Raw genomic sequence first — 22,885 nt, forward strand, 5'->3', positions numbered from 1 at the left:
GGAGGGGGAATCAGGCGGACGCTATCGCCACGTCTGATTCGCTGTACGAATGCCTGAAGAAACCATTTTTTGAGGCGCAAGGTGGCTTAACTTGTTGAAATGGCGGAGAGAGAGGGATTCGAACCCTCGGTGGAGGTTTCCCCCCACACTCGCTTAGCAGGCGAGCGCCTTCAGCCGACTCGGCCATCTCTCCGTATTCTGTTTTTTTGAATTTCGTTGAACGGTCAAACCATCCATCCTGCGGCCATGGGGCCGGTTCGCGCCCGCTAACCGCCGTCGCGAATCGATTGCTTAACGATGCAACGAAATTCAAGAACTGGCGGAGGGAGTAGGATTCGAACCCACGGAGCTTTCGCTCAACGGTTTTCAAGACCGCCGCCTTAAACCACTCGGCCATCCCTCCCTCGAAAATTGGTTCGCTTTTAACATCAAGGCCCTGTATGGTCAACAGGTTTATGCGGCCAATGGTGAGGGGATGCCATTTGGTAGTTGACATCGCGCCCCATTGGTGATTAGTTGGCCGCCAACGGTTGCCCCAACCATGGGGTTTTTAAGGAGATCCAGCATGAAACAAAAGTACGCCATCATCCGGGACGACGAGCAACAGAAATTGATCGTGCGTGAATACGCCGAGCTCGACAAGGAAATGATGTCCCTGCTGTGCGAGGAGTTCTACCCTCTGGAAAAGATCAAGGTGGCCTTGCAGGAAGATGCACAGGCCGTCATCAACGCCATTCGCACCAACAACATGTATCCGCCGACCCTGTTCGCCCAGGCCATCGCCGAAGCCATCACCGGCCTGTTCGCCGAGGACGGCAACCCTTCGGCAGAGCTCTTTTTCGATGACAAGGAGCTGTTCAACCAGGACATCGTCCTGCCCGGCGAAGAGTCCCCGGAAGATGTGGAAGAGGATGTGGATGTGGACGAACTGCTGGATGATGACGAAGATGCCGACGACGACGATTTCGAAGACGACAAGGTGCTCAAGGAGCTCAAGTCGACGCTTCAGGTCGCCGACGACGATTCCGACGATGGTGACGACAGCGCCTGACAAGGCTTTGCTCCCGTCCCCATCGCCCAGGACCCGACCATGTGCCTTGCCATTCCATCCCGCATCATCCGCATTGATGGGCAAACGGCCACCATCGAAGTGTCCGGTGTCCAGAGCCAAACCAGTTTGATCCTCCTGGAAGACGCACAAGTGGGCGACTACGTCATCGTGCATGCCGGTTATGCCATTCAAATCCTGGATGCCGAGGCCGCCTTGGAAACCCTGGATCTGCTGCGCCAGGCGGCCGCCGCGGCCGAAGACGATCCGCCGGCCTGACCCCGACGCACCATGTCCCCCGGCCTGCACGACCCCGACCAACTCCCGATCGCTAAAACGGCCGACATCGGCGGAATCGTCCAGGGCGTCGGTTTTCGGCCCTATGTCCACCGCCTGGCCCATGAACACGGTCTTGCCGGCTGGGTGACCAACACCGCCGACGGGGTTTCGCTGTGGGTCGAAGGGCCTCAGGACCGGATCGCCGCCTTTTTCCGAGACCTGCCGCGCCGCCTGCCCCCGTTGGCCCATATCGGCACGTTGGACCTCCAGGAACAGCCCGTCGCCGGCCATGACGAATTCACCATCCGCCACAGCCGGGCCGCCCGGCACCGCAACGCCCTGATCGCCCCCGATGTGGCGGTGTGCGACGACTGCCTGCGGGAGATGAGGGATCCGCGGGATCGGCGCTACGGTTATCCCTTCATCAACTGCACCAATTGCGGACCGCGCTACACCATCATCGAAACGGTGCCCTACGACCGCCCCAACACCGCCATGCGCGGTTTCACCATGTGTGCCCGCTGCCAGGCCGAGTACGACGACCCCGCCGACCGGCGCTTTCACGCCCAGCCCAATGCGTGTGCGGACTGCGGTCCCCGGATGGCCCTCTATGACCGGCAGCGCAACCCGGTGGCCGACCCGGATCCCATCGGCCGCGGCGCCCGATTGCTGCACGAAGGGCGCATCGTGGCCATCAAGGGATTGGGGGGATTTCATCTGGCCGTGGACGCCTTCAACGATGCGGCGGTGGAGCGCTTGCGCCGGCGCAAGCAGCGGGAGGAGAAGCCCCTGGCGGTCATGGCGCCGGACCTGGCGGCCGTCGCCGGCTTCGCCCGATGCGACGACGCCGATGCCGCCTTGCTGACCGCCCCCCAACGCCCCATCGTGCTGCTGCCCAAGCGGCTGCCCGAACGGTTGGCCTATGCCGTGGCCCCTCGCAACCTTTTCTACGGCGTGATGCTGCCCTACACCCCGTTGCACCATCTGTTGCTGGCCCACGGCTTCGAGGCCCTGGTGATGACCAGCGCCAACCGCAGCGAGGAACCCATCGTCATCGACAACGAAGCGGCCTTCGATCAGTTGGGCGCCATCGCCGATCATTTCCTGGTCCATGACCGGCCCATCTACCTGCGCAGCGACGACAGCATCGTCCAACGGGTCGGCGGCGCCACCCGCTTCGTTCGCCGCTCGCGCGGTTACGTGCCGGTGCCCATCGCCCTGCACGACAGCCAACCGTCCGTGCTGGCCTGCGGTGCCGAACTGAAAAACACCATTTGCCTGACCAAGGGGCGCCAGGCCTTCGTCAGTCAGCACATCGGCGACCTGGAAAATCTGCCCGCCGAACAGTTCTTCCGCCTGACCATCGACCACTTGCAGCGCATACTGGACATCAGCCCCGCGGCCCTGGCCTGCGACCTGCACCCCGACTATCGGAGCACCCAGTGGGCCCGCGGCCGGACCGAACGGCCGGTGATCGCCGTGCAGCACCACCACGCCCACATCGCCGCCTGCATGGCCGAACATGGATTGACGGGCCGGGTACTGGGGTTGGCCTTCGACGGTACAGGTTACGGGCCGGACCGAACGGTTTGGGGCGGCGAAATTCTGGCCGCCGGCTTGACCGGCTTCGACCGCCTGGCCCATCTGGATCCAGTGCCCATGCCCGGCGCGGCCGCCGCCATTCGGCAACCTTGGCGCATGGGGCTGGCCTACCTGCACCACGCCTTCGGCGATGACCTCTGGGAACTGGACTTGCCCTTTCTGCGCAACCTGGATCAAGGGAAAGCGCACACGGTTTGCCAAATGGCCGCCCGCCGCATCAACGCCCCGCCGACCTCCAGCCTGGGACGCCTCTTCGACGGCATCGCCGCCATCCTGGGCCTGCGCCACACGGTCTCTTTCGAAGGGCAGGCCGCCATGGAGCTGGAGATGATCGCCGACGGCGCCTCCCACGGGCCCTATCCCGCCAACACCAACGACGATCCGATCGACCGGGTGGATCCGGCCCCCATCGTGGCCGCCGTGGTGGCCGATATCCGCGCCGGGTTGCCGGCCTTTGTCATCGCCCGCAAGTTCCAGGACACGGTCATCGACCGCTTCATCACTGTGTGCCGCACCCTGCGCGACACCACCGGGCTGGAGCGCGCCGTGCTCAGCGGCGGCTGTTTCCAGAACCGCCTGCTGCTGGAAGGGTTCACCACCGGGTTGCAACAAGCGGGCTTCGAGGTGTACAGTCACGAGAAAGTGCCCACCAACGACGGCGGGCTCTCCCTGGGGCAGGCGGTCGTGGCCGGTGCCCGCTTGCAAGAGGCACAATGAACATGGACGACGTCACCTTTACCGAAGCCTTCCGCGATCCGGCCATCGCCCGGGGACTGGTGCGGGACATCCAGCGGGCGGCCGACCGCCCCATGCGGTTGATGGAGGTGTGCGGCACCCACACCATGGCCATCTTCCGCCACGGCATCCGCGATCTGCTGCCGCCGGCCATCACCCTGCTCTCCGGGCCGGGCTGCCCGGTGTGCGTCACCGACACCCTGGACATCAACGGCTTCATCGCCCTTTCCCAGCGCGAGGAGGTGATCGTGGCCACCTTCGGCGACCTGCTGCGGGTGCCCGGCAGTTTCACCTCCCTGCGCCGGGAAGCGGCCGAGGGCGCCGACGTGCGGGTGGTCTACTCGGCCATGGACGCCGTGACCCTGGCCCGGCAACACCCGGACCGCACCGTGGTTTTTCTAGGGGTGGGATTCGAAACCACGACCCCCACCGTGGCGGCCGCCATTTTGACGGCCCGCGATCTGGGCCTGACCAACTTCTGCGTCTATTCGGCCCACAAAGTGGTGCCGCCGGCCCTCGAAGCCCTGATGCAGGCCCCCGACACCCGCATCGACGGATTTCTTCTGCCGGGCCATGTATCGGTCATCATCGGCACTGAGGCCTACCGCCCCTTCTTTGAACGCTTCGGTCTCCCCTGCGTGGTGGCCGGCTTCGAGCCCCTGGACATCCTGGCGGCCATTGGCGATCTGGCCCGCCAAATCGCCGACGGCCGACCGGCATTGACCAATGCCTACCGCCGGGCGGTCGGCGACGCGGGCAATCCCCGGGCACGCCAGGTAATGGCACAGGTCTTCGCGCCGTGCGACACCCGCTGGCGCGGACTGGGAACGATCCCCGCCAGCGGTCTGGCCATCCGGGACGAATTCGCGGCCTTCGACGCCACCCGGCGTTTCAAAATCGCCGTGGTCGAGATGCCCGAACCAAAGGGGTGCCTCTGCGGCCCCGTGCTCACCGGCGCCCGGGTGCCCACCGACTGCGCCCTTTTCGGCAAGCGGTGCACCCCCACGGACCCCGTCGGCCCCTGCATGGTGTCCAGCGAAGGGAGCTGTGCCGCCTTTTATCGTTTTCAACGGTAGGAAGGTGCACCCACGGCCCAATGCGATGCCGAATCAACGGCCGACACCATCGAAATCGAAATCGGGACGATGCAACCATGCCTGACAAGGACAAGATCGCCATCACCCTCGATCACGGCGCCGGCGGCAAGCTGGCCCACCAACTGACCACCGAGCTGCTGCTGCCCCTGTTCGACAATCCTTTGCTGGCGCAACTCCATGACGGGGCGGTGTTCGAGACGGACCAGGGACGGCTGGCCTTTTCCACCGACACCTTCGTGGTGGATCCCCTCTTTTTTCCCGGCGGCAGCATCGGCGAGTTGGCGGTCAACGGCACGGTCAACGATCTGGCCATGTGCGGCGCGCTGCCCCGCTACCTGAGCATGGGCCTGATCGTGGAAGAAGGCCTGCCCATGGCCGACCTGCGACGGGTTCTGGAACAGGCCAGGGCGGCCATGGATCTGGCCGGGGTGCAATTGATCACCGGCGACACCAAGGTGGTGCCGCGGGGCGCGGCGGACAAATTGTTCATCAACACCGCCGGGATCGGCGTGGTGCCGCCGGGCATCCGCATCGGCGGCGACGGCGCCCGTCCCGGCGACCGCATCCTGCTCAGCGGCACCATGGCCGACCACGGCATTGCCGTATTGACCCAGCGGGAGCAGATGGCCTTTCAATCCGATGTGCGCAGCGACACGGCGCCCCTCAACGCCATGGCCCAGGCCGTGCTGGCGGCGGCGCCGGGGGTGCGGGTGCTGCGCGATCCCACCCGCGGCGGCGTGGGTACGGCCCTGAACGAGATCGCCGTCCAATCGGCGGTGGGCATGACCATCCAAGAGGCCCTGCTGCCGGTGGATCCGGCGGTGGCCGGCATCTGCGACCTGTTGGGCTTCGATCCCCTCTATCTGGCCAACGAGGGCAAGATGCTCTGCTGCGCGCCGGCACAACAGGCCGAGGCCGCCCTGGCCGCCATGCAGGCCTCCCCCTACGGCCGCCGGGCCGCCATCATCGGCGAAGTGACGGCCCAAGAACCCGGCCGGGTGGTGATGGCCACCCGCATCGGCGGCCGCCGCATCGTGGACATGCTCACCGGCGAGCAGTTGCCCAGAATCTGTTGACCCCGACCGGCGAACAGCGTATGCCTTGCCCGGAACCCGCTGCCGAGGCGTTAACGGAAAGGTGCACCAGAAAAAACCATGAACCGATTGCACACAGAAAGATGGGGCCGGCGATCTCTGTCGGTCTGTTGGATCCTGATCTGCCTGCTGGCGCCGGCGGCCTGCGGCGGCGTAAAACCGCAGGAACACACCCTGGCGGGCCAAACCATGGGCACCACCTACCACATCAAGGTGGTGGCCGATGCCTCGGCGGACCTGGCGGAACTGCAGGCCAAGGTGGATGCGCGCCTGGCGCAGATCAACCAGAGCATGTCCACCTACCGGCCGGACAGTGAAATCAGCCGCTTCAACGCCCTGACCACCGCCGACACCCCCATGGCCATTTCGCCCGACTTTCTGCGGGTGATGCTGGCCGCGCGCGAGCTGTACCACCTGACCGGCGGCGCCCTGGACGGCACGGTCCAGCCCCTGGTCAACCTGTGGGGCTTCGGCCCGGGCGGCCCCTTGCAGCGCATCCCCGACGACGCAGCGGTGGCGGCGGCCCGTGGGCGGGTGGGGTTCGAGCGGATCGACATCGCCGTTTCGGGCCACCTGACCAAGCGCATCCCCGACGTGACCCTGGACCTGGGGGCCATCGCCAAAGGTTACGGCGTGGACCAGGTGGCGATACTGTTGGACGGCATGGGGTTCGACCATTTTCTGGTGGAGATCGGCGGCGAGGTGTACGCCGCCGGGCAGCGCCCCGACGGCCGCCCCTGGCGGGTGGGCATCAACCGGCCGCAACCGGGCGGACCCACGGATGCCGTCCATGCCGTGGTGCGGCTGCAAAACAGCGCCCTGGCCACCAGCGGCGACTATCGCCAATATTATGAAATCGAAGGCCGCCGCTTCGCCCACATCATCGACCCGCGCACCGGCCACCCGGTGCAAAACGACGTGGTCAGCGCCACGGTGATCGCCGATAACTGCACCTTCGCCGACGGCCTGGCAACCGCCCTGGCGGTCATGGGGGCCCGGGAGGGCGTGGCCTTGCTCGACGACCTGCCCGGCGTGGAGGGGTTGATCATCACCCGGCAAGCCGACGGCACCTTGGTCGACCACCCATCCCGGGGCTTCGCCGCCCTGGCGAACCCATGATGCGGCAAGGCACTTGAATGCGGATCTATCTTGAAAGTCTGGGCTGTGCGCGCAACCAGGTGGACAGCGAATCCATGCTCGCCCTGCTGCGCGGCGCGGGCGCACGCGTCACCGACGACCCGGCCGGCGCCGAGGTGATCGTGGTCAACACGTGCAGCTTCATCGAGGCGGCCGTCGACGAATCCATCGACGCCATCCTCGCCTTGGCCCGTTTGAAAACCGAAGGGGCCTGCCGCCGCCTGATCGTCACCGGCTGCCTGCCCGAGCGGTACCGCGAACAGTTGGTCGCCGAACTGCCCGAAGTGGACCTGTTCCTGGGCACCGGCGCCTACGACCGCATCGTGGCCGCGGTGCTGGAAGAAGCGACCATCGGCGCCTGCCTGCTGCCCGATCCCGACACCATCGACACCACGGCGCCCATGCATCGCCAACCCCTGACCCCCTGGGCCGCCTACCTGAAGATCGCCGAAGGGTGCGGCCGCCGCTGCACCTACTGCATCATCCCCCGCCTGCGCGGCCGGCAAAAAAGCCGCCCGCGGACCACCCTGCTGGCCGAAGCGCGCGCCCTGATCGCCGCCGGCGCCCGGGAATTGACCCTGGTGGCCCAGGAGACCACGGCCTACGGAACGGACCGCACGCCCCCGGACCATCTGGCCGGTCTGCTCACCGCCCTGGCCGGCGTGGACCCGACGGTGTGGATCCGCGTGATGTACGGCCATCCGGAAAGCTTGCAGCCGGCCGTACTGGACGCCATGGCCGCCCACGACAATTTGTGCCCCTACCTGGACTTGCCGGTGCAGCACGCCAGCGCCCGTATCCTGCGGCGCATGGGGCGCCGTTACGACAGCGACGACCTGCTGCGGCTGCTGGAACGCATTCGCCGCACGGTGCCCGATGCGGCCCTTCGCACCACCGTGCTGGTGGGCTTTCCCGGCGAAACCGACGACGATGCGGAACAACTGCTGGCTTTCATCCGGCAGGCCGGCTTCGACCACCTGGGGGCCTTCGTCTATTCCGACGCCGACGACCTGCCCGCCCACCGCCTGGACGGCCACGTGCCGCCGGACATCGCCCAGGAGCGGCTGGAAGAGGTGATGGCCGCACAGCAAACCGTCTCCGCGCAACGTCTGGCCCGTCATCTGGGCCGGCAGGCCACCGTGCTGCTGGAGGAACCCCCGGGCGAGGACGGGTTGTGGGTCGGCCGCACCCGGCACCAAGCGCCGGAAGTGGACGGCGTGACCTTCGTGCGTTGCCCCGCGGATGCCGATCACCGACCCCGCCCGGCCCGCGGCGCCTGCATCCCGGTGCGCATCCTGGAAACCCTTGATTACGATCTGATCGCAGAGGCCCTATGACCGATCTCAAACAGCGCATCCTGGCGGCCGTCGGCCCGGACCTGGCGGCCATCGAACAGGCCCTGGCCGACCACCTCGACCCCCATTATGAACTGGTGCGCCAGGTGGCCGGCCACCTGCTGTTCGCCGGCGGCAAACGGTTGCGCCCCCTGTTGATGCTGCTTTGCGGCCGCCTTTGCGGCCACGACACGCAAGACGCCATTGCCAGCGCCATCATCTTCGAATACCTGCATGCCGCCACCCTGATCCACGACGATGTGGTGGACGGCGCCGACCTGCGCCGGGGACGTACCGTGGCCCACAAGGTGTGGGACCCGCCCACGGCGGTGCTGACCGGCGATTTTCTGCTGGCCCGGGCCCTCACCCTGGCCGCCCGCACCCAAATGCCGGCGGTGATCGCCACCATCGCCGGCATCACCGAATTCATGGCCCAGGGCGAAATCAACCAACTGGCGCGCAAAGGGGATGTGACCCTCAGCGAAGCGGACTACATGGACGTGATCCGCTGCAAGACGGCGGTGCTTTTCCAAGGCGCCTGCCGGGTGGGCGGCCTGCTGGCCCGCGCACCCCAACCGATCATCGAGGCCCTGGCCGACTACGGTCTCCATTTGGGCATGGCCTTCCAAATGGCCGACGACCTGCTGGACTACACCCAGCAGACCGACACCCTCGGCAAACGGGCCGGCGCCGACCTGCTGGAAGGCAAACTCACCCTGCCGGTGATCCACGCCCTGCGCCACGCCACCCCGGCGGAGCAGACGTGGATGAAGTCCCTGATCGCCGCCCAGGCCTTCACACCCGATCAGTTGCAGCAATTCATCGCCATTTTGCAATCCTGCGACGCCATCGCCTACACCCGCGACCGGGCCGCCGACCACATGGCCCGCGCCAAAACCATCCTCGACGGCTTTCCCCCCGGCCCCGCCCGCACAGTGCTGGCCGACATCGTCGACTATGCCTGGGCCAGGGCCAATTAAATCACCCGCCAGGGCAATCGCATGTAAAAATCAAGTGGAAAGGATTTTGATCCGGCAACCATTGTCCCGCGGCGCGCGAGCCCTGGCGGGCAGTTTAAAGTTTTAAGTGTTAAGTTTTAAGTTAATGAATTCTGTCGTTTAGATGTGTGTGTGGGGGCGGGTGTTTCGGGGGTGTCGGGTGGCACCGGCAATTAGTTGCCAGTGCCACCCCCGCCAACCCTCAACCATCTCTAATCGATAGGATTCCTTCAACTTAAAACTTAAAACTTAACACTTAACACTGGCCCGCCAGGGCTACAGGGTTGCCTTTTTCCGTCCGTCGGGGCATATTTTGGGAACGCGATAAGATGGGCAATCATCGAAATACGGGTACGGGGAGATAAAAGACAGATGCGCGGAATAGCAGGAACGGTGCTGTTGCTCCTGATGGTATTGTCGGCGCCTGTGGCCGCATGGGCCCAGCAGGCGCCGCGCGGCGATGTGACGGTCCACACCGTGGGCGACAGCCGGGTACGCGGAGGCGATGTGGCCTCCGCCCGGGAAGAAGCCATCGCGGCCGGCCTGGTGGCGGCGGTGCACCAGGTGCTTGCCGATCTGCTGCCGCCGGAAACAGTGGCCGGCAACTTCCAGGCCATCAATGAAGGGGTACTGCAGTCTACCGACCGCTTCGTGCGCGATTATCGGATGCTGGCCCAGTCCACCGTCTCGGGTCGCTATCGCGCCCTGGTGCGCGCCACGGTATCGGCGGACCGCATCAAGGAGGCGCTGCGCGCCGCCGGCATCCGGTTGGAAGCGCGCCAATACCCCAGCATTCTGTTCTGCATCGCCGAAAGCCCGGTCGACACCCTGGCGCCCCGCTACTGGTGGGACGGCCGTGGCGGCCGCGATGAAAGCGTCTCCGGCGCCGCCCTGTCCAGGATCTTCGCGGCGGAAGGGTACCCGGTGGTGCGCCCCGCCGCTGCCGTGGCGGCCGGTTACCCGCCCGAGCTGCGCGGCCCCCAGGCCGTGGCCCTGGGCCGTGAATTCAAGGCCGAAGTGGTGGTGGTGGGCCTGGCCACGGCCGAAACCGCCCCGCAAACCGACACCGGGACGGCACCCGCCGTGCGCGGCACCATCACCGCCAGGGCCTATCGCGTTGCCGACGGTCAACAGATCGCCCAAACTCAACGGGCCGTCTCGGTCTCCCGGGAAGAGCCCCGCATCGGCGGCCGCGAGGCCTTGGACAACGCCGCCACGCAGGCGGCCGCGGATTTGTCCAGCCAGATCGACAACGCTTGGACGCAACTGCTGGCCGCCGGGCGCCCCATCGAAATCGTGGTCCACGGCATCACCGGCCACATGGCCGATTTTGTCCGCTTTCGCAGCGCCCTGGGCAACCTGACGGGTGTCGACCGCCTGCAAATCCGGGAAATGACCGGCGACGCCGCCATCTTGCAGGTGCAGTACCAGGGCAATGCCCGTGCCCTGGCCGAAGCCCTGACGCAATTGCCGTTGGACGGTTTCAGGGTGGCCATCGCCCGGACGGAGAACGACACCATCGAACTGCAACTGGTCAGACGGTAATGACCACGACCGCCGCCGGATAAAACCAAAGCGACAGGAACGGATTGAACCCAACAACCCCCATCAGCATTCCTAACATCTTGACACTGGTGCGGATTCTGCTCACGCCGGTGTTCATCATTCTGCTGCTGCGCCACCTCTACTGGCAGGCCTTGGCGGTCTTCGTCGTCGCCGGCGTGAGCGACGCCCTGGACGGCTTCATCGCCCGCTATTTCAACCAACGCACCACCCTCGGGGCCTATCTGGACCCGGTGGCGGACAAGCTGCTGCTGGCCTCGGCCTACATCTCCCTGGCCGTGCTCGAGGTGCTGCCCGCCTGGGTGACGGTGATCGTCATCGCCCGGGACGTGATCATATCCCTGGGTATCGCCATCCTCACCCTCACCCAAAAAACCTACGAAGTGCGCCCCACCATCATCAGCAAGTGCACCACCGCCGCACAGCTCGTTCTGGTGATCGTGGCCCTCTGCGACCCGGCGCGCATCCACCTGACAATCCTCTACCTACCCCTGCTTTGGCTCACCGCCGGCCTGACCACCGCCTCCGGCCTGCACTACATCTACATCGGCATGAATATCCTGCAAGCCCCCGATCCAGGGCAATCGAACATAGATATCAAATAAAGAAGATTTCGATCCGGTGGCCATTGTCTCGCCGAGCCCTACGGGCAGTTTTAAGTGTTAAGTGTTAAGTTTTAAGTTAATGAATTCTGTCGTTTAGATGTGTGTGTGTGTGTGTAGGGAGGGGAGCGAGAGTTTCGGGGGTGCCGGGTGGCACCGGCAACTGGTTGCCGGTGGCCGAAGGCCAGGAGGTTTTTCACGCAAGCGGCGGCAACCGGATGGTTTGTGTATGTGGCGTGAACGCTACCCGCCTTGCCGGTGGCGGTAGGGTGTGCATCACCTCTTGTTGCTGCGCAACACCGGCAACCAGTTGCCGGTGCCACCCCGCCACCCCCCAACCATCTCTAATCGATAGAATTCCTTCAACTTAACACTTAACACTTAAAACTTAAAACTGCCCGTCAGGGCCCCCGCGTCTGCGCAGGATCCCCTCTCACGTCAGATGCACCGTCTGCCCGTGCCGCACCTCCACCAAGCGGTCCAGCAATCCTTCGCGAGCCATCACCGAGCGCAGTTGCAAAGGCGGAAAATGGACCGGTTCGTCTCCCAGGCGGTAGGTGCCCCAGTGGATGGCCATCAATTGCCGGGCCCCCAACTGCTTGAACGCCGTCACCGTTTCCTCGGGGTTCATGTGACTGGGTGCCATGAACCAGCGCGGTTCGTAGGCCCCCAGGTTGAAGATGGCCAGATCGATATCGAACTGCCGCCCGATTTGATCGAAGCCATCGAAAAAGGCGGTGTCACCCGAGATGTAGATGGTCTTGCCGCCGGCCGTTTCCACGACGTAAGCCCCCCAAAGGGAACGATTGGGCCCGGTGATGGGGTTGCGCATGGTCCAGTGGTTGCACGGCAGAAAAGTGATCCGCCGCCGGTCGTCGGCGTAGCTGTCGAACCAGTCCAATGGGTGCCGCCGCTGCATCCCCAGACTGTTGAAAAAGCCGTCGTACCCCAAGGGGCTGATGACATGGGTGTCCCGGTCGAAGCGGGCGAGGGCCGGTCGGCTCAGATGGTCGTAATGGCCGTGGGTGATCAAGATATCATCCACCCGCGGCATCTCCGCCAAATCGAAGTCCAGGGGTGTGAAGTCCTTGATGAACCAGAACAGGCTGTCATCGAACACCGGGTCCACGATCATGTGGCGTTCGCCATCCTTGATCAGCACCGACGCGTGCTTGAGAAAGGTCACCGACACCCCGTCGTGCTTTTTCACCGCTCGCCAATCGATTCGCACCGGCACCACCGGCTGTTCTGCCAAATGGGGTTCGAATGGATTCTCGTGAAACAGTTTCCAGTAGAGCACCCGGCCCAGGTTGGCCCGGCGGCGGCGCTCGCCCAGGGGGTTCAGGAAGCGGCCGTTGTGGCCGTGGTGTATCCGCTCGGCCGCGATGCGTCGCAAGGTCATGCCGTTCAAGGGCTGATAATGCAATGGCGTTTCCATACCGCCACCGTCATCCGCAAACACCGCCGCCGTCGGCAGCAAGTTCAAAACAGCCAGGGACTTTAGCCCAGCCATCATATGTTTCAAAAAGTCTCTGCGTTCCATATCGCACCACGCTTTCGTCACACAAGAGTGCCTCTCCTCCCCTTTTCAGTATGCTGAACAACATAACACCCCTCATCCCCGGGGCAAGGGCTGCGGGAGCGGCACCGGCCTCATTTTGCCTTGACAGTGATCGGCGCCGATGCTAACAAGATCGCACTTACAGGCACGTAGCTCAGGGGGAGAGCGCTACCCTGACACGGTAGAAGTCCGCGGTTCAAATCCGCGCGTGCCTACCATCCGATCTGAAAAGGGTTGCGGTCCATATCGTAGCCCTTTTTGCATTGCAACAAGGAGCCGCCATGGACCACATGCCGCACGCCCGCCGCTGGTTGGGGGCCATCCTCCTGCTCATCATCGGGTTGCCGGTCGGATGCGCCAAACCGCCGATTGTCGCGCCAAACCGCCCCGAGCCGGTGCCGGCGCGGGAGTGGATGTACCAGGAGAGCGGCGCCCATATCAACGAGGCGGGCCCGGTTTTTTACGGTATCGGCATGGCGGCCGGGGTGCGCAACACCACATTGCTGCGCGCCGCGGCCGACAACGAGGCCCGCACGGAAATGGGGCGCATCCTGCGCGCCTACATCAACGCCCTGGGGACGGAAGCCGGACTGGACAGCGAGGTGAATGGGGACGCGCAACTGCTCGGCACCCTGAGCCGCAACGCCTTGCAGCGGGCACGCATCGTCGATCACTGGCGGGACGACAGCGACGGCAACTTCAAAGCGTTGTGCCACCTGGAACTGGCGCAACTCAAAAAGTTGATCGAAGCCGAATTCCAACTCAACCCCGCCCAGCGCGCCAAGATGCTCCAAATGGCCGACACGGTACATCAACGGATGACCGCCCGCCGGGGGCCGTGAGCAACGGCCGCGGAAAAAAGTCACAACATAAACCATCGCACCGCCGACAACCGCGTCGACGCACTTCTTCCGCCTGCTGTTTTGCGGGTGCCGCAGCGTGGAACAATGGCTACCTGATCAAAATCCTTTCAACTTGATTTCTACATGCGGTTGCCCTGGGACAACAACAACTTAAAACATAACATTTTAAACCGCCCGCCAGGGCTTTGATGCGCTTCCTTCGTCAGCACATCCTATGGTTTATGGTTTCGATCCCGATATCGATATCGATTCCGATTGCGATTATCATAAACACTTACAAACACACATTGGCATACACCCCCCCACACATCTAAATGGCAGAATTCATTAACTTAAAACTTAACACTTAAAACTTAAAACTGCCCGTCAGGGCCCAAACTTAAAACTGTTCGTCAGGGCCAATGGCGACCTGATCAATATCCTGTCAACTTGATAGATTGATAGATGCGACTGCCCCGGTCACCCCCACCAATGCATGGCGGTCAGCACGATGCTCACCAACACCACGGCAGCGCCCAGGAGAGGATTCCAAACCGTGGCCTGGTAGCTGTCCAGGGAGTGGAAGCGCCCGTTGAAGCCGCGGCACTTCATGGCCAGGTGCACCCGGCGGGCCCGTTCCGAGGCCCGCACGAAGAGCATGCCCACCAAATAGGCGTAGGTTTTATAGGTGTGCAGATTGGTTGTGGGACGGAAATTGCGCATCCGGGCCGCCCGCAGCAGTCGCTGGTATTCGTGGGCGATCACGAAGGCGTAGCGGTAGGCCAGCAACAGCAACTGCACCAGCTTGGCGGGCACGCCCAACCGGTGCAGGGTGTGGCCCAGGGTGGCCAGGTGCATGGTGGCCACCAGGGCGGTGAAGGCGGTGAGAATGGCGATGGTCTTGAGGGTGATCACCAGGCAGAGGCGCACCCCTTCCCGACTGGCCGTCAGCGGCCCCACCGTCAGCAATGGCTGCCCGTCGTAGGTCAGCGGCAGCACCACCCAAACCAGCAGCAGCAAGCCTCCGGCCGCGGCCAGGCGTTTGCCCAGCGGGCGCGCCGGCAACCGTGCCGCCAGGGCCAGACCGGCGGCGAACACCACCGCCAGGAGCAGTGCGCCCACGTGATCGATCAAAGCCGCGGTGAAGGAAAAAAGGGTGGCCGCGGCCACCCGCAAGGCCGGATCGGTGCGGTGGATGGCCGAACGCCCGTCGGCGAACAGTTCCTCGATCATGGTGTCCTTTTGGGGCGATAACGCATGTAAGTGGCCACACCCACCAGGCCGAAAATGTAACCGATGCCGGCCACGATGTCCCGCCAGGGCGCTTGTCGGGCCGCCATGTGTGCCTCCAGGGCCCCGATCCGGCGGTCCAGGGCCTGCCGCACGATCCGTTCGACGGTGGCCGCGTCCAGGCCCGAATCGGCGACGACACCGTCGAAGGCCGACGCCGGCTGGGCCGTTGCAGCAAGATCATCCGCCGCAGACGCCGCGGCAGGGGCGACGGGCGGGTCGCCGGAGGCCATCTCCGCCGCCCGCACGATCCAGTGGGCCGTGTGCCCCATGCCGGCCAGCACCACCACCTTCAAATCCCCCGCGACGGGAAAATCGAGAGGAAACGAAAAGCGGCCTTCATCGTCGGTGATCCCGGTCAGCAGCTTGTTCTCCTGCGTGTCGTACACCTCGATGGTGCCGCCGCGCACCGGACTGCCGCCGCCGAAGCTGCTTTCGGTGTGGATGGTGCCACCCTCCACATAGGCGAACACCATCACCCGGTGGCCGTGGGCCGGCGCGGTCCAACCGATGAACAACATCAACCATCCAGCTACGCCCCACGCCATCCAGCGTGTCACTCCCCTGCCATCCATCAAACAACCTCCCGCGACTGTGGCGGTTGCACCACATTGTGGGGCAACAGCTCGGGTTTGACCTTTTTCAAGAAACCCACGCAGAAAAGGGTGATCACCCCCTCTATGACCATGATGGGCACATGGATCGCCACCGCCGTGGCCGCCACGGTAAAGAACTGCTTGTCGGTGAAGTACAAAGCGGCCGCCATCACCACCGCGGCCAGCACGATGGCACCGGCGCCGCCGGCAAAGGCCGAGGCCATGCAGCGCCAGCCGTTGCGACCGATCCAGGGTCCGCACAGATAGTGCACGGCCACCGCCGGCGCGGCCATGATCACGGTGTTGACCCCCAGGGTGGTGATGCCGCCGTACTGAAAGAAAACCGCTTGAAGCAGCAAAGCCGCCAGGATCACCGGAAAGGCGGCCCACCCCAGCAGCAACCCCAGCAGGCCGTTCAGGATCAGGTGGATATTGGCGGGCCCGATGGGCACGTGGACCAGGGAGGCCACGAAAAAGGCCGACGCCAGGATGCCGGCCTGGGCGATTTGATCGTAATCGAGCCGCTTCAATCCAATGGCTGTGCCCGCGGCGGCCAAGCCACCGCCTGAGATCAGCACCGCGGCGGACAGATACCCTTCCGAAATGTGCATGGCGTTCCGTTCCTGTCTCTGTTGTAGCGACCTCCCCGAAGGACCGAGGCCGCCCGTGCGTGGCGGCAAGTTAGAATGGACAACTGCCGGCGCGCAACCGGAAAATGCATTCTTACACAATCATCTGAAACGTCGGGACGCCGCGCGTCGACTGCAAACCTTCGTGGCTTGATAGGCGGGAACAACAATGGGATCAACCGGGCGGACTCCGGTCCGCATTGGACGACTGATAACCATTTTGCCCGCCGAAGTCAAACACCGGATAAACCCAAGCGCCCCTCCGCAATCGTTTGCCGAATCCGGTCATCGCCACCCCCACCTCAACCCTACAAACGCAACAAACACGCATACGGGATCTTGACTTGTCTTTGCGCGCCATTTATGAGAATCAGTTTTGGCGGTTGCGATAACAATACCAACTCCGAAAAGCCAGCCATTCCCAGTTGCGCGCCCGGCAAGGGTCGCGAGCGACCCATCGGGCCGACGGGCACGGCGGCCGGCTTTTCCCATGATCGTCCGAGGCACAAGCACCCTGATGAAATCCCGGATCCAAGCACTGATTCTCGACGCCGCCCGCCAGGCCTTGGCGGCCGGCGCCTTGACCACCGACCAATTTCCCGAAGTGTTGGTGGAGGAGCCCAAAAACGAGGGCCATGGCGATTTCGCCACCAACTTCGCCATGTTGTCGGCCAAAACCCAGAAGATGGCGCCGCGCAAGATCGCCCAGGCGCTGGTGGACCATCTGGGCGACGGGGACGGGCTGCTGGAGCGCACCGAGATCGCCGGCCCCGGCTTCGTCAACTTCTTCCTGCAACCCGTTGCCTGGCCCGATCTGGTGCGCCAGGTGCTGGCCGCGGACCACGCCTACGGCACATCGGACATCGGCGCCGGCGAGAAGGTGCAGGTGGAGTTCGTCAGCGCCAACCCCACCGGCCCGCTGCACGTGGGCCACGGCCGGGGCGCGGCCGTGGGCGACAGCGTTGCCCGCATCCTCGCCTGCTGCGGCTACGATGTACAGCGGGAATATTACATCAACGATTCGGGACGCCAGATCCAGACCCTGGGGCGCTCGGTTTATTTGAGGATGCGCGAGCTGCAAGGCGAGATCGTCGAGTTTCCTTCCGATTGCTACCAGGGGGACTACATCCGCGACCTGGCGCGGGAGCTGTCGGCCGCCGAAGGTGATGGCCTGCGGGAAATGGACGAGGCGGCCGCCATCGGCCACTGCGCCCGCTATGCCGCCCGCTCCATCACCGACGGCATCCGCCGGGATCTTGAAAATTTCGGCGTGCGTTACGACCGCTGGTTCAGCGAGCAGAGCCTCTACGACAGCGGCCGGGTGGACCAATGCCTGAACGACCTCAAGGCCCGCGGCATCGTCTATGCGGCCGAAGGCGCCTGGTGGTTCAAGACCTCGGACCTGGGCGACGAAAAGGACCGCGTGGTGGTGCGGCAGAACGGCCAAACCACCTACTTCGCCTCGGACATCGCCTATCATATCGACAAATACCAGCGGGGTTTCGACCGGGTCATCGACGTCTGGGGCGCCGACCACCACGGCTACATCCCCCGCATGAGCGCCGCCGTTGAGGCCGCCGGTCACGGTCGGGACCGGTTCCAGGTGATCCTGGTGCAGCTGGTCAACCTGCTTCGGGGCGGTCAACCGGTGGCCATGTCCACCCGCTCGGGGGAGTTCGTCACCCTGGAAGAGGTGGTGGCCGAGGTGGGGGCCGACGCCGCCCGCTTCATCTTTCTGACTCGCGATTACGACAGCCCCCTGGACTTCGACCTGGAAACGGCCAAGCAGAAATCCAACGACAACCCGGTCTACTATGTGCAGTATGTGCACGCCCGCATCGCCAGCATTCTGCGTAAGGCCGCCGAGCAGGGGATCCCATCTGTGACCTGGGCGCAGCGCGCCGGCGAGCGGTTGATCGAGGCCGAAGAGATCCAGTTGATCAAGGCCCTGGCGCGCTATCCCGAGGTGGTGGCCATGGCGGCCCACTCCCTGGCGCCCCACCGCATCCCTTTTTATTTGATGCAGCTGGCGGCCCTGTTCCACGCCTACTATAACAAGCACCGGGTGTTGACCGACGACCCCGACCTGACCATGGGGCGGCTCTGCCTGGTGCTGGCGGTACAGAAAGTGATCCGCAACGGCCTCGGCCTGCTGGCGGTCGGCGCGCCCGAACAGATGTAGCGGAATCGAGGACAAGCCATTGGCCAAGGAAAACCCCTACGCCGTTCAAATCACCCGCAAGGGGGTGATGGTATGGATCGGCCTGCTGCTGTTCGCCCTGGGCTGGATGTTCGTCCTGGGCATCCTGGTGGGCCGCGGCACAGCGCCGGTGCCCCTGCAGGCCCGCAACCTCGAAAAGGAACTGGTGGCGCTCAAGGCGGCCATGGAGGACAAGGAGCGCGAGCAACTGGCGGCCCGGTCCGGCCAGGGGGATCTGAAAAGCGCGGACCTGGGGTTTTACGAGGCGTTGAAACAGCCCCCACCCAAACCGCCCGCCCCTTCGCCGCGAACGGTGACCGCCAAGGTGCCCCAACCGAAACCCACGCCGCCCAAGCCGCCCGCCGCGCAACCGACGCCGCAACCGCAGGCCAAACCCGCGCCGGCGCCCAAGCCGGATCCGACACCGGCACCCAAGCCGGCACCTGAACCGGCACCGGCACCGGCACCGCCGCCAGCGCAACCCAAGCCACCGGCCGCGCAACCGGCACCGGCGGCCGCCCCGGCGGCGGACGAAAGCGGCCGCTTCACCATCCAGGTGGCGGCCTTCCGCGAAGCCCAAAGCGCCGAGCAGATGGTGGCCACCCTGCGCGACAAAGGCTATCCGGCCTACCATCTGCGCACCACGGTGGCGGGCAAGGGGGAGTGGTTCCGGGTGCGCGTGGGCGCCTTCGCCAACCGCGCCGCTGCCGAAACCATGCTCCAGAAGCTCAACGGCGACGATATGCAGGGCATGGTGATCGGGACCCAGTAAGGGCTCGCCCAAGCCCCTTGCGAAAATGGCCGCGCATAAACGAAGGAAACAGCACCACAGGAGCCGTAACCCATGAAAATCAATGCCGAAGAAGTACAGCACGTCGCCCGCCTGGCGCGTCTGCGCATCGATCCTGAAATGGTGGACAAGATCGCCGGCCAAATGGCCACGATTCTCAGCTACGTGGACAAACTGGAGGCGGTGGACACCCGAGAGGTGCCCCCCGCCACCCATGCCACGGCCCTGGTCAACGCCTTTCGCGAGGACCGCCAGGGGCAACATCTGCCGTCGGAGGCGGTCTTCGCCAACGCCCCCGCGCGGGAAGGCGATTTTTTCACGGTGCCCAAGGTGATCTGATGGAACCCTTCAAGCAGTGCCCCAAATGCCGCTTCCCATGGCCCGCAAGGGCGGACTTCCTGGCCGACCCGCACTTGACCCTGGTGGGCTACCAGGTCAATTTCAAGGCCCTCGAAACCGGTCTCCTGATGTTCAACCACATCTGTAAAACCACCCTGGCACTGCCCGTGCGCGCATTCCGAGATCTGTACGACGGCCCGCTGTTCACCGAACGGGCCGCCGGCGGCGCGGATTGCCCCGGCCACTGTCTGCATCAAAGCAAACTGGACCCCTGCCCGGCCCGCTGCGAATGCGCCTTCGTGCGTCACATCCTCCAGTTAATCCGCGACTGGCCCAAAACCAACGGCGGGGGCCCCCGCCCCCCTTTGGAGTAAAACCCATGCAACTGCATCAGCTCACCATCGCCGAAGCGCACCGGTGTTTGAAAGATAAAGAGATCAGCGCCGTCCAACTGACCGAAGCCTTGCTGGCGCGCATCGCCGCCGTGGACAGCCGCATCGGGGCCTACCTGACCGTCACCGCCGACCAGGCCCTGGACCAGGCCCGCCGGGCCGACGCCGCCATCGCCCAGGGGCGCCTGGCGCCCCTCACCGGCATCCCCCTGGGCATCAAGGACGTGATCTGCACCCAAGGGGTGCGCACCACCTGCGGCTCCCGCATCCTGGAAAACTTCACGCCCCCCTACGACGCCTGCGTCATGGCCCGGCTCAAGGCGCAGCAGGCGGTGATGACCGGCAAACTCAACATGGACGAGTTCGCCATGGGCTCCACCACCGAACACTCCGCCTACCAGGTGACCCGCAACCCGTGGGATACCGACCGCATCCCCGGCGGCTCCAGCGGCGGCTCGGCGGCCGCCGTGGCCGCCGACATGTGCATCGCCGCCCTGGGCTCGGACACCGGCGGCTCCATCCGCCAACCCGCCGCCCACTGCGGCGTGGTGGGCCTCAAACCCACCTACGGGCGGGTGTCGCGCTACGGCCTGGTGGCCTTCGCCTCCTCCCTGGACCAGATCGGGCCAATGGGCAAAACGGTTGCCGACTGTGCCCTGCTGCTACAGGCCATCGCCGGCCACGACCCCTCCGACGCCACCTGCGCCCCCGAGCCCGTGCCGGACTACACGGCGGCCCTGACCCAAGGGGTCGAAGGCCTGACCATCGGCCTCTACCAGCCCCACTTCGACCATCCGGGCCTGGACCCCCAGGTGTCCGCGGCGGTCCTGGCCGCCGTGGAGACCCTCAAGGGGCTGGGCGCCCGCACCGTGGAGATCGACCTGCCCCACACCGAGTACGGCGTGGCCGCCTACTACGTCATCGCCCCCTGCGAAGCCGGCTCCAACCTGGCGCGCTACGACGGCGTCAAATACGGCCGCCGTGAAGCCGCCGGGGACACCCTGATGGAGATGTACCAATCCACCCGCTCCCGGTGGCTGGGTCCCGAGGTGCAGCGGCGCATCCTGCTGGGCACCTACGCCCTCTCGGCCGGCTACTACGACGCCTACTATCTCAAGGCCTCCCGGGTGCGCACCCTGATCATGCGCGACTTCCAGAGCGCCTTCGCCCAGTGCGACCTGATCGCCGCGCCGGTGGCCCCCACCCCGGCCACCCCCATCGGCGCCCACCTGGACGACCCCCTGGCCATGTACCTGATGGACATGTACACCCTGCCCGCCAACCTGGCCGGCATCCCCGGCATCAGCCTGCCCTGCGGCTTCTCCACCGAGGGCCTGCCCATCGGCCTGCAGCTCATGGCCGCCCCCTTCGCGGAAGCGCGCCTGCTGGCTACCGGACACGCCTTCGAGCAGGCGACCGCGTTTCACCGCAAGCGGGCGGCGATTTAGCAGGCTGATAGGGTTTGTTGCGTTTATTGAGTTTGTTGGGTTTGTTGGGGTGCGTGGGGGTTAGAGCCAGTGGACTTGGATGTGGCCTTGGGTTTGAAGGGGTTTGAATTCGGGGTCGCCGGTAACGAGTTGTGCATGGTGCTGTTGGGATAGGGCTGCGGCAAAGGCATCGGCGTAGGAGATCGGAAAGCGGGCCTTGAGGGAAGCGGCAGTCAGCAGCAGTTTTTCGTCGATGGTGTCGTCCAGGATGACGGGAAAGGCCTTGATGCGGGAATAGGCAAGGTCGGCCGTTGCGCGTCCCTGCTCTCTAAGCGTGATGTAGTATACCTCCCCCAGTTGAATGGCATGCAGGTACAAGCGGCATTCCCCCCGGTCCGCCGACCTCAATAACGCCTGGAGCCAATCGGCAAAGGGCTCGTCCTCCAGGTACCCGATCAGCGCATAGCTGTCGAGCACATAACTATCGATTTTTGCCATATCGATCCTCGTTTTCCCGGTCCGCGCGGCGGGCCGCCATTAACTTCGCCAACAAACCGGTGGTCTTGGGCAGCATCCCCCGGGCAGCCGTAACAGCGTTCTCCGAATCCGGAATGAGCAACACCCCTTCGTCCTTTTGCACCCAACGAATTACCGTTGCCGGTTTAATACCGTAGCGCATGCGGATCTGTTTCGGGATGACGATTTGTCCTTTGGAGGTAACTTTCGACTTCGTCGATTCCATGGTGTTTGACCTTTCCCAAGGCATCGCTTCAACCTTGCATATCTTCCATCTTGCATATAATTGATTACAGGTTAATGGTGATGTAAGAATTTGTCAATATGTTTTGTCTTACTAATTTCTTTCATCCGGAATTTCCCGCCGATTCCGACTTTTCTTGACACGTCCGGGGGGTATGTTATTTTTGCCTGAACGTCACCGGCGTGGTGGTTGCCGCGCCGGTGTTTGGTTACAGGAACAGCGAACGGTGACATAAAACAAGGAGAAATTCCGATGAAAAAGCCACAGGGCGACAGCGTGCGCAGTGCGGTCAAGTGGATCAGCGACGAGCGCCAGGACAACCCCGGCACCTCGTTGCAGAAACTGATCGATCAGGCCTCGAGCCGATTCAACCTCACCCCCATGGAAACCGCCTCCCTCGAACGCATGTTGAAGGAAAGCAAATAAATAAGCGGGGGGACGCCCTTAACTTTTTAACTTTATGAAAAAACGCTGTCAAATGCCGGTCCATGTTGCCGCCGTCACCGATAGCCCACGAATAAGCGCTAAACCATAAAGTTAAAAAGTTAAGGGCGTCCCCACTACGATTGG

At 64.3% G+C, this 22,885-nt stretch carries 23 protein-coding genes and 3 tRNA genes; 18 read left to right on the plus strand and 8 right to left on the minus strand.

Features of this window, described 5'->3' with window-relative positions; translation table 11 throughout:
• Nucleotides 1-100 precede the first annotated feature (100 nt).
• Both MRX98_RS02045 and MRX98_RS02050 read right to left on the minus strand, forming a co-directional pair.
• Nucleotides 101-193, minus strand: a tRNA-Ser gene (locus tag MRX98_RS02045).
• Between the two features lie 124 nt (nt 194-317).
• Nucleotides 318-403: transfer RNA gene (locus MRX98_RS02050), tRNA-Ser, on the minus strand.
• Nucleotides 404-565: 162 nt separating this feature from the next.
• On the opposite strand from MRX98_RS02050, the gene MRX98_RS02055 reads away from it, so the two are divergent.
• The 10 genes from MRX98_RS02055 to MRX98_RS02100 all read left to right on the plus strand — a co-directional run bounded on the left by MRX98_RS02055 (nt 566) and on the right by MRX98_RS02100 (nt 11,492).
• Nucleotides 566-1,051 (plus strand): hypothetical protein, encoded by a 486-nt coding sequence (locus MRX98_RS02055; RefSeq protein WP_246902589.1) that lies wholly within the window; start codon nt 566-568, stop codon nt 1,049-1,051.
• Nucleotides 1,052-1,090: 39 nt separating this feature from the next.
• Nucleotides 1,091-1,327 (plus strand): HypC/HybG/HupF family hydrogenase formation chaperone, encoded by a 237-nt coding sequence (locus MRX98_RS02060; protein ID WP_246902591.1) that lies wholly within the window; start codon nt 1,091-1,093, stop codon nt 1,325-1,327.
• A gap of 12 nt (nt 1,328-1,339) precedes the next feature.
• Nucleotides 1,340-3,646 carry a carbamoyltransferase HypF gene (gene hypF / locus MRX98_RS02065; RefSeq protein WP_246902592.1) on the plus strand — a complete coding sequence of 769 codons (2,307 nt, stop codon included), beginning with the start codon at nt 1,340-1,342 and terminating at the stop codon, nt 3,644-3,646.
• A complete protein-coding gene (hypD, locus tag MRX98_RS02070; protein WP_246902594.1) occupies nt 3,643-4,740 on the plus strand; it encodes a hydrogenase formation protein HypD in 1,098 nt (365 codons plus the stop codon). Before hypF ends, hypD begins: the two co-directional genes overlap by 4 nt.
• Nucleotides 4,741-4,817: 77 nt before the next feature.
• Nucleotides 4,818-5,837, plus strand: a complete 1,020-nt coding sequence (hypE, locus tag MRX98_RS02075) for a hydrogenase expression/formation protein HypE (RefSeq protein WP_246902596.1) — start codon at nt 4,818-4,820, stop codon at nt 5,835-5,837.
• A 78-nt stretch (nt 5,838-5,915) separates the two neighbouring features.
• Complete coding sequence (locus tag MRX98_RS02080; RefSeq protein ID WP_246902598.1) at nt 5,916-6,974, plus strand: FAD:protein FMN transferase; 1,059 nt, start codon at nt 5,916-5,918, stop codon at nt 6,972-6,974.
• A 17-nt stretch (nt 6,975-6,991) separates the two neighbouring features.
• On the plus strand, nt 6,992-8,329 hold the full coding sequence (rimO, locus tag MRX98_RS02085; RefSeq protein ID WP_246902600.1) for a 30S ribosomal protein S12 methylthiotransferase RimO: 1,338 nt from the start codon (nt 6,992-6,994) through the stop codon (nt 8,327-8,329).
• The gene (locus tag MRX98_RS02090; RefSeq protein ID WP_246902602.1) at nt 8,326-9,306 is read left to right on the plus strand and encodes a polyprenyl synthetase family protein; all 981 of its coding nucleotides are present in this window, start codon (nt 8,326-8,328) and stop codon (nt 9,304-9,306) included. Before rimO ends, MRX98_RS02090 begins: the two co-directional genes overlap by 4 nt.
• Before the next feature lie 390 nt (nt 9,307-9,696).
• A complete protein-coding gene (locus tag MRX98_RS02095) occupies nt 9,697-10,869 on the plus strand; it encodes a hypothetical protein (protein WP_246902603.1) in 1,173 nt (390 codons plus the stop codon).
• A 44-nt stretch (nt 10,870-10,913) separates the two neighbouring features.
• On the plus strand, nt 10,914-11,492 hold the full coding sequence (locus tag MRX98_RS02100) for a CDP-alcohol phosphatidyltransferase family protein (protein WP_246902604.1): 579 nt from the start codon (nt 10,914-10,916) through the stop codon (nt 11,490-11,492).
• 430 nt (nt 11,493-11,922) lie between these two features.
• On the opposite strand, the gene MRX98_RS02105 is transcribed toward MRX98_RS02100, so the two are convergent.
• Complete coding sequence (locus MRX98_RS02105) at nt 11,923-12,927, minus strand: MBL fold metallo-hydrolase (protein ID WP_246902605.1); 1,005 nt, start codon at nt 12,925-12,927, stop codon at nt 11,923-11,925.
• A gap of 266 nt (nt 12,928-13,193) precedes the next feature.
• Here MRX98_RS02105 and MRX98_RS02110 point away from each other — a divergent pair.
• Both MRX98_RS02110 and MRX98_RS02115 read left to right on the plus strand, forming a co-directional pair.
• Nucleotides 13,194-13,268 (plus strand) — tRNA-Val (locus MRX98_RS02110).
• A gap of 63 nt (nt 13,269-13,331) precedes the next feature.
• Nucleotides 13,332-13,892 carry a hypothetical protein gene (locus MRX98_RS02115; RefSeq protein WP_246902606.1) on the plus strand — a complete coding sequence of 187 codons (561 nt, stop codon included), beginning with the start codon at nt 13,332-13,334 and terminating at the stop codon, nt 13,890-13,892.
• A gap of 480 nt (nt 13,893-14,372) precedes the next feature.
• On the opposite strand, the gene cbiQ is transcribed toward MRX98_RS02115, so the two are convergent.
• From cbiQ to cbiM, 3 genes are read right to left on the minus strand one after another with little or no spacing between them, the layout of a single operon-like run.
• Nucleotides 14,373-15,125 (minus strand): cobalt ECF transporter T component CbiQ, encoded by a 753-nt coding sequence (gene cbiQ, locus MRX98_RS02120; RefSeq protein ID WP_246902607.1) that lies wholly within the window; start codon nt 15,123-15,125, stop codon nt 14,373-14,375.
• Entirely contained in the window at nt 15,122-15,703 is a 582-nt protein-coding gene (locus tag MRX98_RS02125) for a hypothetical protein (protein WP_246902608.1), read from the minus strand. The genes cbiQ and MRX98_RS02125 overlap by 4 nt, the downstream gene beginning before the upstream one ends.
• A 53-nt stretch (nt 15,704-15,756) precedes the next feature.
• The gene (gene cbiM / locus MRX98_RS02130; protein ID WP_246902610.1) at nt 15,757-16,389 is read right to left on the minus strand and encodes a cobalt transporter CbiM; all 633 of its coding nucleotides are present in this window, start codon (nt 16,387-16,389) and stop codon (nt 15,757-15,759) included.
• A gap of 535 nt (nt 16,390-16,924) precedes the next feature.
• Between cbiM and argS the strand changes: the two genes are divergently transcribed.
• From argS to gatA, 5 genes are all read left to right on the plus strand, one after another.
• Nucleotides 16,925-18,589 (plus strand): arginine--tRNA ligase, encoded by a 1,665-nt coding sequence (gene argS, locus MRX98_RS02135; protein WP_246902612.1) that lies wholly within the window; start codon nt 16,925-16,927, stop codon nt 18,587-18,589.
• A 19-nt stretch (nt 18,590-18,608) separates the two neighbouring features.
• The gene (locus tag MRX98_RS21925) at nt 18,609-19,379 is read left to right on the plus strand and encodes an SPOR domain-containing protein (RefSeq protein WP_281432154.1); all 771 of its coding nucleotides are present in this window, start codon (nt 18,609-18,611) and stop codon (nt 19,377-19,379) included.
• 72 nt (nt 19,380-19,451) lie between these two features.
• Complete coding sequence (gatC, locus tag MRX98_RS02145) at nt 19,452-19,736, plus strand: Asp-tRNA(Asn)/Glu-tRNA(Gln) amidotransferase subunit GatC (RefSeq protein ID WP_246902614.1); 285 nt, start codon at nt 19,452-19,454, stop codon at nt 19,734-19,736.
• The gene (locus tag MRX98_RS02150) at nt 19,736-20,110 is read left to right on the plus strand and encodes a hypothetical protein (RefSeq protein WP_246902616.1); all 375 of its coding nucleotides are present in this window, start codon (nt 19,736-19,738) and stop codon (nt 20,108-20,110) included. The genes gatC and MRX98_RS02150 overlap by 1 nt, the downstream gene beginning before the upstream one ends.
• 5 nt (nt 20,111-20,115) lie before the next feature.
• A complete protein-coding gene (gene gatA, locus MRX98_RS02155) occupies nt 20,116-21,576 on the plus strand; it encodes an Asp-tRNA(Asn)/Glu-tRNA(Gln) amidotransferase subunit GatA (RefSeq protein ID WP_246902618.1) in 1,461 nt (486 codons plus the stop codon).
• 60 nt (nt 21,577-21,636) lie between these two features.
• Here gatA and MRX98_RS02160 read toward each other — a convergent pair whose 3' ends face one another.
• Complete coding sequence (locus MRX98_RS02160; protein WP_246902621.1) at nt 21,637-22,053, minus strand: type II toxin-antitoxin system VapC family toxin; 417 nt, start codon at nt 22,051-22,053, stop codon at nt 21,637-21,639.
• The gene (locus MRX98_RS02165; protein WP_246902622.1) at nt 22,037-22,297 is read right to left on the minus strand and encodes an AbrB/MazE/SpoVT family DNA-binding domain-containing protein; all 261 of its coding nucleotides are present in this window, start codon (nt 22,295-22,297) and stop codon (nt 22,037-22,039) included. Before MRX98_RS02165 ends, MRX98_RS02160 begins: the two co-directional genes overlap by 17 nt.
• Before the next feature lie 270 nt (nt 22,298-22,567).
• Between MRX98_RS02165 and MRX98_RS02170 the strand changes: the two genes are divergently transcribed.
• The gene (locus MRX98_RS02170) at nt 22,568-22,741 is read left to right on the plus strand and encodes a hypothetical protein (protein WP_246902624.1); all 174 of its coding nucleotides are present in this window, start codon (nt 22,568-22,570) and stop codon (nt 22,739-22,741) included.
• Nucleotides 22,742-22,885 lie beyond the last annotated feature (144 nt).

Origin of the sequence: Desulfatitalea alkaliphila, assembly GCF_022968795.1 — a bacterium.
GTDB classification, from domain to species: Bacteria; Desulfobacterota; Desulfobacteria; order Desulfobacterales; family Desulfosarcinaceae; genus Desulfatitalea; species Desulfatitalea alkaliphila.

Bases quoted from the DNA above. Each gene is read 5' to 3' on its own strand.
- MRX98_RS02055 (WP_246902589.1), top strand. From the start codon at position 566: ATGAAACAAAAGTACGCCATCATCCGGGACGACGAGCAACAGAAATTG.
- MRX98_RS02060 (WP_246902591.1), top strand. From the start codon at position 1,091: ATGTGCCTTGCCATTCCATCCCGCATCATCCGCATTGATGGGCAAACG.
- hypF (WP_246902592.1), top strand. From the start codon at position 1,340: ATGTCCCCCGGCCTGCACGACCCCGACCAACTCCCGATCGCTAAAACG.
- hypD (WP_246902594.1), top strand. From the start codon at position 3,643: ATGAACATGGACGACGTCACCTTTACCGAAGCCTTCCGCGATCCGGCC.
- hypE (WP_246902596.1), top strand. From the start codon at position 4,818: ATGCCTGACAAGGACAAGATCGCCATCACCCTCGATCACGGCGCCGGC.
- MRX98_RS02080 (WP_246902598.1), top strand. From the start codon at position 5,916: ATGAACCGATTGCACACAGAAAGATGGGGCCGGCGATCTCTGTCGGTC.
- rimO (WP_246902600.1), top strand. From the start codon at position 6,992: ATGCGGATCTATCTTGAAAGTCTGGGCTGTGCGCGCAACCAGGTGGAC.
- MRX98_RS02090 (WP_246902602.1), top strand. From the start codon at position 8,326: ATGACCGATCTCAAACAGCGCATCCTGGCGGCCGTCGGCCCGGACCTG.
- MRX98_RS02095 (WP_246902603.1), top strand. From the start codon at position 9,697: ATGCGCGGAATAGCAGGAACGGTGCTGTTGCTCCTGATGGTATTGTCG.
- MRX98_RS02105 (WP_246902605.1), bottom strand. From the start codon at position 12,927: ATGGAAACGCCATTGCATTATCAGCCCTTGAACGGCATGACCTTGCGA.
- MRX98_RS02115 (WP_246902606.1), top strand. From the start codon at position 13,332: ATGGACCACATGCCGCACGCCCGCCGCTGGTTGGGGGCCATCCTCCTG.
- cbiQ (WP_246902607.1), bottom strand. From the start codon at position 15,125: ATGATCGAGGAACTGTTCGCCGACGGGCGTTCGGCCATCCACCGCACC.
- MRX98_RS02125 (WP_246902608.1), bottom strand. From the start codon at position 15,703: ATGTTGTTCATCGGTTGGACCGCGCCGGCCCACGGCCACCGGGTGATG.
- cbiM (WP_246902610.1), bottom strand. From the start codon at position 16,389: ATGCACATTTCGGAAGGGTATCTGTCCGCCGCGGTGCTGATCTCAGGC.
- argS (WP_246902612.1), top strand. From the start codon at position 16,925: ATGAAATCCCGGATCCAAGCACTGATTCTCGACGCCGCCCGCCAGGCC.
- gatC (WP_246902614.1), top strand. From the start codon at position 19,452: ATGAAAATCAATGCCGAAGAAGTACAGCACGTCGCCCGCCTGGCGCGT.
- MRX98_RS02150 (WP_246902616.1), top strand. From the start codon at position 19,736: ATGGAACCCTTCAAGCAGTGCCCCAAATGCCGCTTCCCATGGCCCGCA.
- gatA (WP_246902618.1), top strand. From the start codon at position 20,116: ATGCAACTGCATCAGCTCACCATCGCCGAAGCGCACCGGTGTTTGAAA.
- MRX98_RS02160 (WP_246902621.1), bottom strand. From the start codon at position 22,053: ATGGCAAAAATCGATAGTTATGTGCTCGACAGCTATGCGCTGATCGGG.
- MRX98_RS02165 (WP_246902622.1), bottom strand. From the start codon at position 22,297: ATGGAATCGACGAAGTCGAAAGTTACCTCCAAAGGACAAATCGTCATC.
- MRX98_RS02170 (WP_246902624.1), top strand. From the start codon at position 22,568: ATGAAAAAGCCACAGGGCGACAGCGTGCGCAGTGCGGTCAAGTGGATC.